This window comes from Microbacterium sp. DT81.1, assembly GCF_049844955.1.
Taxonomy (GTDB): domain Bacteria; phylum Actinomycetota; class Actinomycetes; order Actinomycetales; family Microbacteriaceae; genus Microbacterium.
The window spans coordinates 211881-225145 of the sequence record NZ_JBNCMA010000003.1 but is presented as its reverse complement, the minus strand read 5'-3'; the positions used below and the strand labels follow the sequence as shown (position 1 = coordinate 225145).

Here is a 13265-nt window from a genome sequence, read left to right as displayed (position 1 = left end):
TCCTTGCCATTGCCGCTCACCGCGGCAACCGAGGTGCCTCTTTTCCGCCGTGGTTCGACCGACTCCGCAGGCCGTGCTAGAGTTGATTCTTGTGCCGCGGGGTGGAGCAGCTCGGTAGCTCGCTGGGCTCATAACCCAGAGGTCGCAGGTTCAAATCCTGTCCCCGCAACAAGAAAGTCCCGGAAACCGCACGGTTTCCGGGACTTTTTCCTTGCCTGCGCGAGCGGCATCACTGGGGGTCGACGACCTCGCAGATCTCCCCGATGAATCGGGTGATGACGGCCAGCTCTTCGTCGGTGTACCGGTCGGCAACGGCCCTCATCGCCTCGAGGCGCGCGCCGAAGTGCGTGTAGAACGCCTGGCGTGATTCGTCGGTGAGGACGACGATGCGCGCACGCCGATCCCGGGGGTGCGGGCGCCGCTCCACATGACCCGAAGCAGATAGCCGATCCAGGAGCTTGCTGGTCGAGGCGGTGGATATCCTGAGATGACGCGCGAGATCGTGCGGGCTGACATCCGTCGACCGCTGTTCTCGCACCACGAGCATCCGGAGGGCGGCGAGGTCCGTGGTATTCATCTCCATGTCGCCCTTGATCTCTCCGTACATGCGGTCCATGGCGTCGCTGAAGGCGCGCACGGCATGAAGAACACCGAGCACGGCGTCCTCGTGCGGGGTACGCGGCGCGGCCCATCCAGCCATGTGGACACCCCTTCCTCTGCCGTTGTATCATCAACGAACACAGATCGCTAGATAAACTAGCAAATGGAGGACTCATGACCGACACCGATCACGTCGTCCTTCTGGATGACGAGGGCCGCGAGATCGGCACCGCCCCGAAGAGCAGCGTGCACGGCACGGACACGGCTCTTCACCTCGCGTTCTCGTGCCACGTCATGGACGAGGAGGGCCGCGTCCTGGTGACCCGCCGCGCGCTGGGCAAGACCACCTGGCCCGGCGTGTGGAGCAACTCGTTCTGCGGCCACCCTCGCCCGGCCGAGCCGGTGCTGCAGGCCGTGCACCGCCGTGCCGAGTACGAGCTGGGCATCACCCTCACCGACATCCAGCTCGCGCTCCCCCTCTTCCGCTATCGCGCGGTGGATGCCAGCGGCATCGTGGAGCACGAGGTCTGCCCCGTCTACACCGCGCGCACGTATGACGAGCTGCGCCTCAACCCGCTCGAGGTCGCCGAAGCGCGGTGGGTCCACCCCGCCGACCTGGCGTCGTCGCTGTCGGGAACGCCGTGGGCCTTCAGCCCCTGGCTCGTGCTCCAGGCCGAACAGCTGCACCTCTTCAACATCGCGGATCCGCTCGTTCAACGACGCGCCTCATGACACCCCTGGCCGCGGACGCGGAAGAGCAGCTGAACCGCGAACTCGAGCGCGCGCTCTCGGACATCGATCGGCGGATGGCGGGCCGCGGCGCGGCTTTCGACGCTCTCGCCGAGGCCATGCGCCGCGCCATCCGCGGGGGCAAGCGCTGGCGACCGGCGCTGGTGGTCTCCACCTTCAGGGCGCTGGGCGGCGACCCGGCGACGACGCCCGCCCTCTATCCCGTCGCGGCCTCGTACGAACTGCTCCACACCGCCCTCGTGGCCCACGACGACGTCATCGACCGCGACACCGTGCGCCGCGGTATCCCGAACATCTCGGGCGAGTTCCGTGCCCGCGCCGTCGAGCACGGCGCGGATGCCGCCGGTTCCGAGCTGCTCGGCGACACCGCCGGCATCCTCGCCGGCGACCTGCTGCTGCACGCCGCCCAGCGGATGATCGCGCTGGCCGAGGCAGACGAGCACACGCGACGACGCCTGCTCGATCAGCTGGATGATGCGGTCGTGGTCTCGGCGGCGGGCGAGCTCGCCGACGTCGAGCATGCGATCCTCGACGGCGCGCCCGATGCGATCCTCGCCGCCACCCACGACAAGACAGCCGTGTACTCCTTCTGCGCTCCCCTGCGCGCGGGCGCGACGCTCGCCGGCGCGGACGATGAGACGGATGCCGTGCTGCGGCGCTTCGGCGCCCGCCTCGGTCTCGCGTATCAGCTCGTGGACGACCTCATCGGCGCGTTCGGAACCGACGCACAGGCCGGCAAGCCCGAGGGCGCCGACCTGCGCGAGGCGAAGAAGACCCCTCTCATCGCCTTCGCCAGGGACACGGGGTCGTGGACGGATGTGCAGGGCGCGCTGGCGCTCGCCCACACCGGGCCGATCGCGCTGCGGCGCGCGCAGGACGCGCTGGAGGGAACAGGGGCGCGGCGACGCCTGCAGGACATGGTGCGTCAGACGATCGACGAGGCGCAGGCCATCGTCGATGCCGCCCGGCTTCCCGACGAGGCGCGGCGCATGCTGCGCGAGCTCGCCCACGCCGTCGAGGGGCGCATCCCGTGAAACCGGACTCGACCGGGCTCGCGCTGTACGACCGCACCGCGGACGCGGCGGCGGGCGAGGTCATCCGCCGCTACTCGACGTCGTTCGGCATGGCCGCGATGCTGCTCGGCCCGCGCGTGCGCCCGCATGTCCGCAACATCTACGCCCTTGTCCGCATCGCCGACGAGATCGTGGACGGGCCGGGTGAGGAGTCCGGGATGTCGAATGCGCAGGCGCATGCCGTGCTGGATGAGCTCGAGACGGAGACCCTGGCCGCGATCGACCGGGGTTTCAGCGCCAACCTGATCGTGCACGCCTTCGCGCGCACCGCGCGCGCGTCGGGAATCGAGGCGGACCTGATCGCCCCGTTCTTCGCGTCGATGCGCACCGACCTCACCGTGACATCGCACGACAGCGCCTCGCACGACGACTACGTGTACGGCTCGGCCGAGGTCGTGGGGCTGATGTGCCTTCGCTCCTTCGTCGGCGTGGGACAGAAACCGCCACCGGCGCCGGCTCCGCACCTGGTCGAGGGCGCACGACGGCTGGGCGCCGCATTCCAGGACGTGAACTTCCTGCGCGACCGGCAGCACGATGCCGGCGCACTCGGCCGCGACTACCTCGCCATCGACGGCACGACCATCACCCGCGCGGATGTGCTCGATCGCATCGACGCCGACCTCGCGGCGGCGGCCGCCGTCATTCCCGACCTGCCGAAGGATTGCCGTCGGGCGGTCACCGCGGCGCACGACCTCTTCGCCGAACTCTCGTCCCGCCTCCGACGCAACGACACAGAAGGACGTGTACGCGTGCCCGATCCCGTCAAGCTCGCACTCGCCGCCAGGGCCGTCGCCGGCCGGGCTCCACGGGCCTCCCGAGCGAGCCGGGGGTTTGCGGCGGAGCCCCATCACGCGCCGGCGTCAGCAAGCCGGGGCCACCAGGAGGAGCGCGCATGAGCACCGCGATCGTGATCGGCGGCGGGATCGCCGGGCTCGCCACGGCGGCGCTGCTCGCGGACGAGGGGCACGAGGTCACCGTGCTCGAGGCGCGCGATGACCTCGGCGGTCGAGCAGGTTCTTGGGAGAGCGGTGGCTTCCGGTGGGACACCGGCCCCAGCTGGTACCTGATGCCCGAGGTGTTCGACCACTTCTTCCGCATGCTGGGCACGACCGCCGAGGAGCAGCTCGACCTCGTTCCGCTCGTTCCCGCTTACCGTGTGTACACGCAGAATCACCCCGAGCCGCTCGAGATCGTGTCGGGCCGCGCCCAGGCGCGAGCGCTCTTCGAGGGCGTCGAGGAAGGCGCCGGCGCGAAGCTCGATGCCTACCTGGACTCGGCCGCCGACGCGTACGACCTCTCCGTGACCCGCTTCCTCTACGACTCCTACGAGAGCACCGCGGCGCTGCGCAGCCCGGAGATGCTGAAGCGGATGCCGCAGCTCGCGCCCCTGTTGACACGGAGCCTCGCCGGCTACATCGACAAGCGCTTCGCCGACCCGCGTCTGCGCCAGGTGCTCGGCTATCCCGCGGTGTTCCTCGGCGGTTCGCCGTACGGCGTGCCGAGCCTTTACCACCTGATGAGTCACCTCGACCTCGACGAGGGCGTGCTCTACCCCCGCGGCGGATTCACCAGCATCATTCAGGCCATCGCCCGCCTGGCCACGGAACGGGGCGTGCGCATCCAGACCCGGGCGGAGGTCGCGCAGATCACGACCGAGGCGGGTTCCTCGGATGCCGGCGCGTCCAAGCCCGCATCGAAGGCGAAGGCGACGGGCGTGCGGCTGACCGACGGGCGCGTGCTGTCGGCGGACATCGTCGTCTCGGCGGCCGAGCTCCACCACACCGAGACGTCGCTGCTCCCCCGAGCGTTGCAGTCCTACCCCGAGGAGTGGTGGGCCAAGCGCGAGCCGAGTCCCGGCGCTCTGCTGCTGCTGCTCGGTGTCGAGGGCGAGCTTCCCCAGCTCACCCATCACACCCTGCTCTTCGCCGAGGACTGGCGGTCGAACTTCGACGACATCTTCGGCGCGAGCCCCCGCGTGCCCGATCCGGCGTCCGTCTACATCTGCCGCCCGAGCGCGACCGACACCGGCGTCGCGCCGGCCGGGCACGAGAACCTCTTCGTGCTGGTGCCCGTTCCCGCCGACACCTCGCTCGGCCATGGCGGCGTCGACGGCGACGGCGACGCGGCGGTCGAGGCGGCGGCCGACCGCGTCCTCGCGCAGATCTCCGACTGGTGCCGCATCCCGGACCTCGCCGACCGCATCGTCGAGCGCCGCACCATCGCACCGGCCGACTTCCACTCGGACCTCCACGCATGGCGGGGCAACGCCCTGGGTCTCTCGCACACGCTGCGCCAGAGCGCCGTCTTCCGGCCACGGAACGTATCGAAAAAGGTGGACGGGCTGTATTACGCCGGCTCATCGGCACTGCCGGGAATCGGCCTGCCGATGTGCCTCATCAGCGCGGAACTCGTGATCAAACGGCTCCGAGGCGACCGGAGCGCGGGCCCGCTGCCCGAGCCCGTAGCCTTGGGCGTGTGATGCCCGGACTGTATCTGCTCGCGATCCTCGTGTCCGCGGCGGGGATCGCCACGCTCGACTGGCGCTTCCGCCTGGCGGCCTTCGCCGTACCGGGCCGCACGGCCGCGGCGGTCGGCATCGGCACGGCCTTCTTCCTCGTGTGGGATGCCGTGGGCATCGCCACGGGCGTGTTCGTGAAGGGAGACAGCCCGATCTTCATCGGCATCCTGCTCGCCCCCGAGCTTCCGCTCGAGGAGCCCCTGTTCCTGGCGTTCCTCTCCTATCTGGCGGTCGTGCTGTGGAGCGCGTCGATCCGGATGCTCGCCAGGCGCAGGTCCCGCACCGCGGCGGAGACGGCATGACCTACACCGTCATCACGCTCCCGTTCCTCGCCGTCACGGCGCTCGTCGCGCTCAGCACGCTCCGCCACCCGGGTTTCGGCCGTCGAATGGCGGCGTCCGGAATCGCGTCGGTGGCGCTGATCGCACTGACGGCGATCTTCGACAACGTCATGATCGCGGCGGACCTGTTCACGTACCCGGAGCAGCATCTCAGCGGACTGCGCATCGGACTGGCACCGATCGAGGACTTCACGTATGCGCTGTGCGCGGCGTTCCTCGTTCCCGCGGTCTTCACACTCCTCGCGCCGCGCACTCCCGCGACCGCCGACGGAGCGACGGCGTGAGCGCCGCGGAACGCCTGGGAGCGGCATCCGTCCTGCGGACGCTCTTCGTGTCGTCGCGACCCGTCAGCTGGATCAACACCGCGTACCCCTTCGCCGCCGCCTACCTTCTGACGACGCGGCAGATCGATGCTCCGCTGATCATCGGCACGCTGTTCTTCCTGATCCCCTACAACCTCGCGATGTACGGGATCAACGACGTGTTCGACTACGAATCCGACCTGCGCAATCCCCGCAAGGGCGGCGCGCACGGCGCCGTGCTCGATCGCCGGATGCACCCGATCACCCTCACCGCCGCCGCCGTTCTGTGCATCCCCTTCCTCATCTACCTGGCGTTGATCGGCAGCTGGCAGTCGTGGATCGTGCTGGCCGCCAGCATGTTCTTCGTCGTCTTCTACTCCGCGCCGCCGTTGCGCCTGAAGGAGGTGCCGTTCGCCGATTCGGTCACGAGCAGCATCCACTTCTTCTCCCCCGCGGTCTATGGCCTGGTGCTGGCGGGCGCTGTCTGGACGCCGCAGCTGCTGGCGATCATCGTCGCCTTCGCCCTGTGGGGGGTGGCCTCGCACGCCTTCGGTGCGGTGCAGGATGTCGCTGCGGATCGGGAAGCGGGGATCGCTTCGATCGCCACCGCTCGCGGACCGGCATGGACGGTCCGGTTCGCGCTGGTCTGCTACGCACTCGCGGGGGTCGCGATGCTGGCGACCGCCTGGCCCGGTCCGCTCGCGGCGCTGCTGGTCGTGCCGTACCTGCTGGCGGTGTGGCCGTTCCGGCACGTGACGGACGAAACGGCGGCCGAGGCCACGCGCGGCTGGAAGAGGTTCCTCTGGATCAATCAGCTCGCCGGCTTCGGCGTCACGCTGCTCCTGATCTGGTTCTGGATCCTGACGAGCTGAGGGCGGGAGACGGTCGGGGGCCGCCATCAACCGGCGACCGCCCAGGCCTTGACCGCACGGCGCTCCGTCATCGCGGCGTAGCCGTCGGCGAATCGCTCGAAGGGCAGCCGCAGATCGAAGACGAGTCCCGGCTCGACGGCTCCCTCCAGCACCTCGGGCAGCAGTTCATCGAGGTAGGTGCGCACCGGAGCCACGCCACCGCGAAGTCCGATGTTGCGCGAGAAGTTGTAGCCGACCGGCACCTGCACCCCGTGCGGAACGCCGACGTAGCCGACATCCGCCCCCGCCCGAGCGATGCGGAAGGCGGTCTGCATGGACTCGTCGAGTCCGACGCACTCCAGCACGGCGTCCGCGCCGACACCGTCGGTGAGCTCGCGCACGGCGGCGGTGGCCTCACGTCCGCGCTCCGCGACGATGTCCGTCGCGCCGAAGCGCCGGGCGAGCGCCTGGCGGTCGGGGTGGCGGCTGAGGGCGATGATGCGGTCGGCGCCGAGACGCGCGGCGGCGAGGACGCCGAGGAGGCCGACCGCCCCGTCGCCGACCACGGCCACGGTGGATCCCGGGCGGACCCCGGCCGTGACGGCGGCGTGGTGGCCCGTCGGAAAGACGTCCGACAGCGTCAGGAGCGATGCCAGCACACCGTCGTCCGCAGGGCGCCCGCCGGGCACGACCTTGAGCGAGCCGTCGGCCCACGGCACGCGCACCGCCTCGCCCTGGCCGCCGTCGCCGTTTGCGCCGCCGATTGCTCCGCCGTTGCGGCAGGCGCTCGTGACGCCGGCACGGCACTCCGGGCAGAACCCGCACGAGTAGCAGAACGGCACGATCACGAAGTCTCCGGGGCGGATGTCGCGCACCTCCGCGCCGACCTCCGTCACGGTGCCGATCAGCTCATGGCCGCACCGCGAGCCCGCCGCCTTAGTGGAGGCGTCGCGGTACCACCACAGGTCGCTGCCGCACACGCACGCGGCGACGGTCTGCACGACGGCATCCGTCGGCTCCACCAGACGCGCGTCGGGCACGTCCTCCATGCGCACGTCACCGACGGCATGGAAGACGAGCCCGCGCACGCTTACTGGCCTTCGAGCTCGAGAAGCGTCTCGATGGCCGCCGTGAGCCGTTCGTCCGCCGCGCCGTAGGCGGCCCAGTCGCCGGCCTGCAGAGCGGCCTCGCGGGCGACGAGCGCCTCCTGAGCCTCCTGCAGAGCGGCCTCGCGCGGGTCACCGGACGGGACCTCCGGTGCGTCAGGGTCCGCCGGTTCGGTCGGCTCGGGAGCCGGAGCCTCCGGATCGGGGATGAGGTCGGGCGTCGTCGGCACGTCCGCATCACCGGTGTCCGCGCCGGAGTCGCCTCCGAACAGGGCGTCGAGGGCCTCGTTCAGCGTGTCCTCGAAGGCCACCTCGTTGCCGAATGCGACCAGCACCTTCTGCAGCTGCGGGAGCTGCGTGCCGCTGGATGCCTGCACGAACACCGGCTGCACGTAGAGCAGACCGCCGCCGACGGGAAGGGTGAGCAGATTGCCGTTCAGCACCTCGGACTGCCCCTGCTTCAGCAGGTTGATCTGCGAGGAGATGATCGGGTCGGCGTTGAACGTGTTCTGCACCTGCCCGGGACCGGGGATCGTCGTGTCGGCGTCGACCACCAGCATCCGCAGCTTCCCGTAGTCCGGACTTCGAACGCCCGCTTCGCTTCCAGCGTTCGAGTCGACGGCGAGATAGCCCATCAGCACGTTCCTCGACGCCGTCCCCTCAGACGACGGGATGAAGCTCGTGAACATCGAGTAGGTCGGCGCATCCTGACCGGGCATCTGCATGGTCAGGTAGTACGGCGGCTGCAGCTGCGTCTCGAGCTGCGGGTCGTTGGGCGTCTGCCACGCGTTGTCCCGCTGGTAGAAGGACTGCGCGTCGTCGACGTGGTACACGCCGAGCGCGTACCGCTGCACCTTGAACAGATCGGTCGGGTAGCGCACGTGGCTCATCAGGTCGCCGGACATCTCGCTGATCGGCTTGACCGTCGTCGGGTAGACGTTCTGCCACGCCTGCAGCATCGGGTCCTCGGCATCCCACGCGTACAGCGTCACCGAGCCGTCGTAGGCGTCGACGGTGGCCTTCACCGAGTTGCGGATGTAGTTGATGTTGTCGAGGGCGAAGCGCTGGGCCGTCGTGTTCGAGTCGGAGATGGCCTGCTGCAGGCTCACCGTCGTCGAGTACGGGTAGTTGGCGCTCAGGGTGTAGCCGTCGATGATCCAGACGACGCGGCCGTCGACGACGCTCGGATACGGGTCGCTGTCGATCTCGAGGTAGGGCGCCGCCTTCTGCACACGCACGCTGGGGTCGCGGTCGTAGAGGATCTGCGAGTCCTCGTTCACGTAGTCGGAGAACAGGATCTGCTCCGACTGGAAGCGCAGGGCGTAGATGAGGCGGTTGAAGACGCTGCCGATGCTGGGGCCGCCGTCGCCCTCGAACGTCGTCTTGGTCTCGCTCGCGCCGTCCTCGCCTGAGGGGTAGTCCAGCTCGACGGGGGCCGTGCCCTCGGGGGCGCCGACGATCGAGTACTCCGGCGAGTACTCGCCGAAGTACACACGCGGCTCGAAGTCCTCCTGGTCGGAGAGGAACCCCGCGGCGGGGATGCCGCGCTCGAGGAAGACGGGATCGCCGTCCGTGGTGCGGTCATTGCCCTTCGCCGCGACGACGCCGTAGCCGTGCGTGTACACGAGCGTCGTGTTCTGCCAGGAGGCAGCGGCGCCCAGCTGATCCATGTTGAGCTCGCGCACCGACGTGACGGTGTCCTGCGACACTCCGTCGATGTTGTAGCGGTCGACATCCAGCGGGTCCTGGAACTGGTAGTACGAGCGGTACTGCTCGAGCTGCCGCACCGTCGGGCTGATCACGGTCGGGTCCATGATGCGGATCTGCGCCGTGGTCGCGGCATCCGCCCGCAGCTGGTTCGGGCCCACGTCGGTCACCGCCTGGAAGTCGCTCTTCTCGAGACCGTCGATGCCGTAAGCCTGCTGCGTCATGTCGATGCCGCGCTGGTAGTAGTCCTTCTCGAGCGCGAACTGGTTCGGCTGCACCTGGAACGTGTTCACGATCCACGGGTAGCCGACGCCGACGACGATGGCCGACACGATGAGCAGCGCGGTCGCGATCAGGGGGTACCGCCACCGGCCGATGATGGCGGTCACGAAGAACAGGATGGCGACCAGAACGGCGACGATCGAGAGGATCGTGAGACCCGGGATGACGGCGTTGACGCCGGTGTAGCCGGGGCCGGTGATGCGCTCGCCCGGGTCGACGAGGGTCTTGTACCTGTCCAGCCAGAGGCTCGCGCCCTGAACGAGCAGGTAGAGACCCGCGATGACGGCGACCTGGATGCGGGCGCCCTTGGAGATGCGCAGCTCGCGCTGGCCGATGCGGACCGACCCGTAGAGGTAGGAGACGACGGCCGTCACCAGCAGGCAGAGCAGCAGCACGGCGGATGCGAATCCGAGAACGGCCGAGTAGAAGGGCATCGCGAACAGGTAGAAGCCGGTGTCGAGCTGGAACTGCGGGTCGCGCACGTCGGTGGCGACGCCGTTGAACCAGAGCCAGGTGGTCTCCCACTGGGACGACGAGGCGAAGCCGGCGAAAAGGCCGAAGAAGATCGGGATCCCCCACATCGCGAGCCGGCGGAGCGGTTCCACCACCTCCTGGTAGCGGTCCAGCTGGGAGCTGAGGCGCGCGTACACCGGGCGCAGCCGGTAGGCGAGCTGAATGGACAGCCAGACGGGGAGGGCCATTCCGATGAAGCCGACGAGGAACATCGTCACGCGCGCCACCCACTGGGTGACGAGGACCGATTCGAAGCCGAGCTGCTCGAACCACAGCCAGTCGGCGAACAGGCTTGCGAACACGAAGAACCCGATCACCAGGGCTGCGATCACCACAAGGGAGATCGAGATTATTCGTCTGGAGCGGTTGGGGGTGGCGGGGCGAGGAGCCGACGTCGTGGTCACCTGACCATCCTAGGCGGGCGGATCTGAGGGTAAGCCGAGCGGCAGCCGTCAGCTTGCCGCGCCCGTGCAGGTGGGAAGATCCGCCACATCTCCGCCATCCGCGATGGCGTCCAGGGCCGTCATGGACTCTTCGAGAGTGCCCGTCGCGAACACCCTCAGACCGTTCGGGATGTGCCCCACGACCTCGTCGCAGTTGCTCTCCGGCGCCAGGAAGAAGTCGGCGCCCGCGGCGCGAGCCCCGTAGAGCTTCTGGCGGATGCCGCCGATCGGGCCGACCGTGCCTTCGGCGTCGATCGTGCCGGTGCCGGCGACGTTCTCGCCCCCGGTGAGCTCCTCAGGAGTCAGCGTGTCGACGATGCCGAGGGCGAACATCATGCCGGCGCTCGGACCGCCGACGTTGTCGAGCTGGATCGTGACGTCGATGGGGAACTCGTAGTCGTGGATGAGGGTGACGCCGATGATCCACGTGTCCTCGCCGTCGATCTCGCGGCTCTCCGGGGTGATGGTCACCGTTTCGTCGGAGCCCCCGCGACGGATGTTCAGCTCCACCGGCTGGCCTTCGCCGGCGCGGATGATCTCGCGAAGGGTCTCGGCGTCGGCCACGGGCGTCCCGTTGGCAGAGACGATGACATCGTCAGGCTCGAGCACCCCCTCGGCCGGGGATCCTTCGACGAGCTCCACGACCCGCACGGACGATTCCACGTCGTAGCCGAGTTCGGTGAGCGCGGCGGCCGTGGCCTCCTGCTGCGAATCCACCATCAGCGTCGCGTTCTGCTCGTTGCGCTCATCGCTGGACTGGCCTTCGGGAAACACCGATGCCAGGGGCACGACCGCCTTGGAGGGGTCGAACCAGGCGCTGGCCAGTTCGAACCACGACGGAGTCCGCTCGCGGTTGCCGACCACCTGGACGGTCGTCAGATCCAGGCTGCCGGAGGTCTCGAACGTCTCGGCACCCTCGACCGAGATGAGCGGCACCTGGGTCCCGTCGGCGGCGGTCGCCGTGCCCAGCGTGTTGTATACGGGTCCGGGGCGCTGGATCACGTAGGACGTGGGCAGGAACGTGATGATGAGCAGCACGACGAGCGCCACCGTGAGCGCCCAGAGACCGACGATCGTGCCGCGGGGCAGCCGCTTCTTGGGCGCCGGCACGACGGCCACGGTCTCATCGATCAGCACCACGCGATACCTTCCCGGCTGGTCGTTCGCGACCGGCGTAAGGCGAGGGGTTCGCCGCCGGCGAGTGCGACGACTCGTGCGACTAGCGTAGAGGCCGACGGTGATACGCGGCTGAAAGGCGGCTGAAGTGGCAGACGATGACCGGACTCCCGAAGAGGAGTTCCAGGAGCTGATGCGTCAGCTGTTCGGCGCGGCGGGAGGGAACCTCGACGCGGAGCAGCTGTCCAAGCTGTCCGGCATGGACATCGACCCCGCGATGATGGCGACGGTCATGCAGCACCTGCAGAGCGCCTTCGCCGGCAGCGGCACCGGTGGGATCTCGTGGGACCTCACCAAGCGGCAGGCGCTCCACATCGCGAACCAGGACGGCCTGAGCGTCACGTCCGGCCAGCGCACCGACCTCGACCAGGCGTTCGTGCTCGCCGGGCTCTGGCTGAGCGAGGCGACGGAGATCGCCGAGCTCGCGTCTCCACCCCGCGCCATGACACGCGGCCAGTGGGTGGAGGAGACTCTTCCCGTGTGGCAGGAGCTCGCCGAGCCCGTCGCCAACAGCATCGCCGACGCGCTCACGGCGGCCCTGGAGCAGCAGGCGCCGGAAGAGCTCAAGGGCGTCGTCGAGGGCGCCGGCCGCCTGATGCGCAACGTCGGCGGGTCGCTGTTCGCCACGCAGCTCGGTCACGTGGTCGGCCGGCTCTCCACCGAGGTGGTCAGCGGCGGCGACGTGGGCATCCCCGTCATGCCCTCGGGCGAGGCGGCCATACTCCCCCAGAACTTCGCCGAGATCGGGCGCGGACTCGACATCCCGGACGACCAGCTCGCGCTCTTCATCGCGGCCCGCGAGCTCGCGCACGCGCGCCTCTTCCGGCACGCGAAGTGGCTGCGGCTGCATGTCATCTCGCAGGTCACGGAGTATGCCCGCGGCATTCACGTCGACACGGATGCCCTCGAAGAGCTGGCTTCGAGGTTCGACCCCAGCGAACCCGACGAGCTGCGCCAGGCGCTCGAGAGCGGCGTGCTGCTCCCCCGCCAGTCTGACGCGCAGAAGGTGGCGCTCGATCGCCTGGAGAACCTCCTGGCGACGATCGAGGGATGGGTCGACGTCGTCACGACCGACGCCACGTCGCGGCTGCCGGACGCCGACCGCATCGGCGAGACCGCCCGGCGTCGTCGCGCGGTCGGCGGTCCCGCGGAGCAGGCGCTCGGCGCGCTCGTGGGCCTTCAGCTGCGTCCGCGCAGGCTTCGCGAAGCGGCGGCCATGTGGCGGGCGGTCACGGATGCCGTCGGCATCGGCGCCCGGGACGCACTGTGGGACTACCCGGACCTCATGCCGATGGCGACGGACATCGACGATCCGTCGGGCCTCATCGCGCGCCTGCAGGCGCGAGCGCGCGGCGAGGAGCCCGTGCAGGACGAGATGGACGACGCCCTTGCCCGGCTGCTCGCCGGCGAGGACGACGCGCCCGGTGATTCCGGTGGTGCCGGGGGCGGTGGCGCGGGGGGCGGTGGCGCCGAGGACGGTGGAGATGCGCCGGCGGCCGATGCCGGGCCGGACCACGGCGATGCGCCACAGTCGGATGCCGGGCCGGAGGATCCGCGGGCCGTCTAGCTGCAACGCTCGTTGTCGGCCCTGGCATCGGACCCC

Annotated in this window: 12 protein-coding genes and 1 tRNA gene; 9 read left to right on the top strand and 4 right to left on the bottom strand. The window is 69.5% G+C overall.

Annotated features, from left to right (window positions below; genetic code table 11):
- The first annotated feature begins 95 nt into the window (after nt 1–95).
- Nucleotides 96–169 (top strand) — tRNA-Met (locus tag ACLQ2Q_RS09540).
- A 60-nt stretch (nt 170–229) separates the two neighbouring features.
- Here ACLQ2Q_RS09540 and ACLQ2Q_RS09535 read toward each other — a convergent pair.
- Nucleotides 230–700, bottom strand: coding sequence for a MarR family winged helix-turn-helix transcriptional regulator (locus tag ACLQ2Q_RS09535; protein ID WP_425820206.1), 471 nt, complete (start codon nt 698–700; stop codon nt 230–232).
- Nucleotides 701–774: 74 nt separating this feature from the next.
- Here ACLQ2Q_RS09535 and idi point away from each other — a divergent pair, with 74 nt between their 5' ends.
- Genes idi through ACLQ2Q_RS09500 form a run of 7 tightly spaced genes read left to right on the top strand, consistent with a single transcriptional unit; the run spans nt 775 to nt 6456 of the window.
- Nucleotides 775–1332, top strand: a complete 558-nt coding sequence (idi, locus tag ACLQ2Q_RS09530) for an isopentenyl-diphosphate Delta-isomerase (protein WP_425820205.1) — start codon at nt 775–777, stop codon at nt 1330–1332.
- Complete coding sequence (locus tag ACLQ2Q_RS09525) at nt 1329–2384, top strand: polyprenyl synthetase family protein (RefSeq protein WP_425820204.1); 1056 nt, start codon at nt 1329–1331, stop codon at nt 2382–2384. Before idi ends, ACLQ2Q_RS09525 begins: the two co-directional genes overlap by 4 nt.
- Complete coding sequence (locus tag ACLQ2Q_RS09520) at nt 2381–3319, top strand: phytoene/squalene synthase family protein (protein ID WP_425820203.1); 939 nt, start codon at nt 2381–2383, stop codon at nt 3317–3319. Before ACLQ2Q_RS09525 ends, ACLQ2Q_RS09520 begins: the two co-directional genes overlap by 4 nt.
- A complete protein-coding gene (gene crtI, locus ACLQ2Q_RS09515) occupies nt 3316–4902 on the top strand; it encodes a phytoene desaturase family protein (RefSeq protein WP_425820202.1) in 1587 nt (528 codons plus the stop codon). Before ACLQ2Q_RS09520 ends, crtI begins: the two co-directional genes overlap by 4 nt.
- Complete coding sequence (locus ACLQ2Q_RS09510) at nt 4902–5243, top strand: lycopene cyclase domain-containing protein (protein WP_425820574.1); 342 nt, start codon at nt 4902–4904, stop codon at nt 5241–5243. The genes crtI and ACLQ2Q_RS09510 overlap by 1 nt, the downstream gene beginning before the upstream one ends.
- A complete protein-coding gene (locus tag ACLQ2Q_RS09505) occupies nt 5240–5566 on the top strand; it encodes a lycopene cyclase domain-containing protein (RefSeq protein ID WP_425820201.1) in 327 nt (108 codons plus the stop codon). The genes ACLQ2Q_RS09510 and ACLQ2Q_RS09505 overlap by 4 nt, the downstream gene beginning before the upstream one ends.
- Nucleotides 5563–6456, top strand: a complete 894-nt coding sequence (locus ACLQ2Q_RS09500) for a prenyltransferase (RefSeq protein ID WP_425820200.1) — start codon at nt 5563–5565, stop codon at nt 6454–6456. Before ACLQ2Q_RS09505 ends, ACLQ2Q_RS09500 begins: the two co-directional genes overlap by 4 nt.
- Nucleotides 6457–6482: 26 nt before the next feature.
- Here ACLQ2Q_RS09500 and ACLQ2Q_RS09495 read toward each other — a convergent pair whose 3' ends face one another.
- From ACLQ2Q_RS09495 to ACLQ2Q_RS09485, 3 genes are read right to left on the bottom strand one after another with little or no spacing between them, the layout of a single operon-like run.
- Nucleotides 6483–7523, bottom strand: a complete 1041-nt coding sequence (locus ACLQ2Q_RS09495; RefSeq protein WP_425820199.1) for a zinc-binding dehydrogenase — start codon at nt 7521–7523, stop codon at nt 6483–6485.
- A gap of 2 nt (nt 7524–7525) precedes the next feature.
- Entirely contained in the window at nt 7526–10447 is a 2922-nt protein-coding gene (locus ACLQ2Q_RS09490) for a UPF0182 family protein (protein ID WP_425820198.1), read from the bottom strand.
- A 48-nt stretch (nt 10448–10495) separates the two neighbouring features.
- Nucleotides 10496–11626: a YlbL family protein gene (locus ACLQ2Q_RS09485; RefSeq protein WP_425820197.1), complete on the bottom strand. Its 1131-nt coding sequence runs from the start codon at nt 11624–11626 to the stop codon at nt 10496–10498.
- A gap of 124 nt (nt 11627–11750) precedes the next feature.
- Between ACLQ2Q_RS09485 and ACLQ2Q_RS09480 the strand changes: the two genes are divergently transcribed.
- Nucleotides 11751–13229, top strand: coding sequence for a zinc-dependent metalloprotease (locus ACLQ2Q_RS09480; RefSeq protein WP_425820196.1), 1479 nt, complete (start codon nt 11751–11753; stop codon nt 13227–13229).
- Nucleotides 13230–13265 lie beyond the last annotated feature (36 nt).

Excerpts from the sequence above, each read along its gene's own strand:
- ACLQ2Q_RS09510 (WP_425820574.1), top strand. The coding sequence starts at position 4,902 with ATGCCCGGACTGTATCTGCTCGCGATCCTCGTGTCCGCGGCGGGGATC.
- ACLQ2Q_RS09505 (WP_425820201.1), top strand. The coding sequence starts at position 5,240 with ATGACCTACACCGTCATCACGCTCCCGTTCCTCGCCGTCACGGCGCTC.
- ACLQ2Q_RS09535 (WP_425820206.1), bottom strand. The coding sequence starts at position 700 with ATGGCTGGATGGGCCGCGCCGCGTACCCCGCACGAGGACGCCGTGCTC.
- idi (WP_425820205.1), top strand. The coding sequence starts at position 775 with ATGACCGACACCGATCACGTCGTCCTTCTGGATGACGAGGGCCGCGAG.
- crtI (WP_425820202.1), top strand. The coding sequence starts at position 3,316 with ATGAGCACCGCGATCGTGATCGGCGGCGGGATCGCCGGGCTCGCCACG.
- ACLQ2Q_RS09525 (WP_425820204.1), top strand. The coding sequence starts at position 1,329 with ATGACACCCCTGGCCGCGGACGCGGAAGAGCAGCTGAACCGCGAACTC.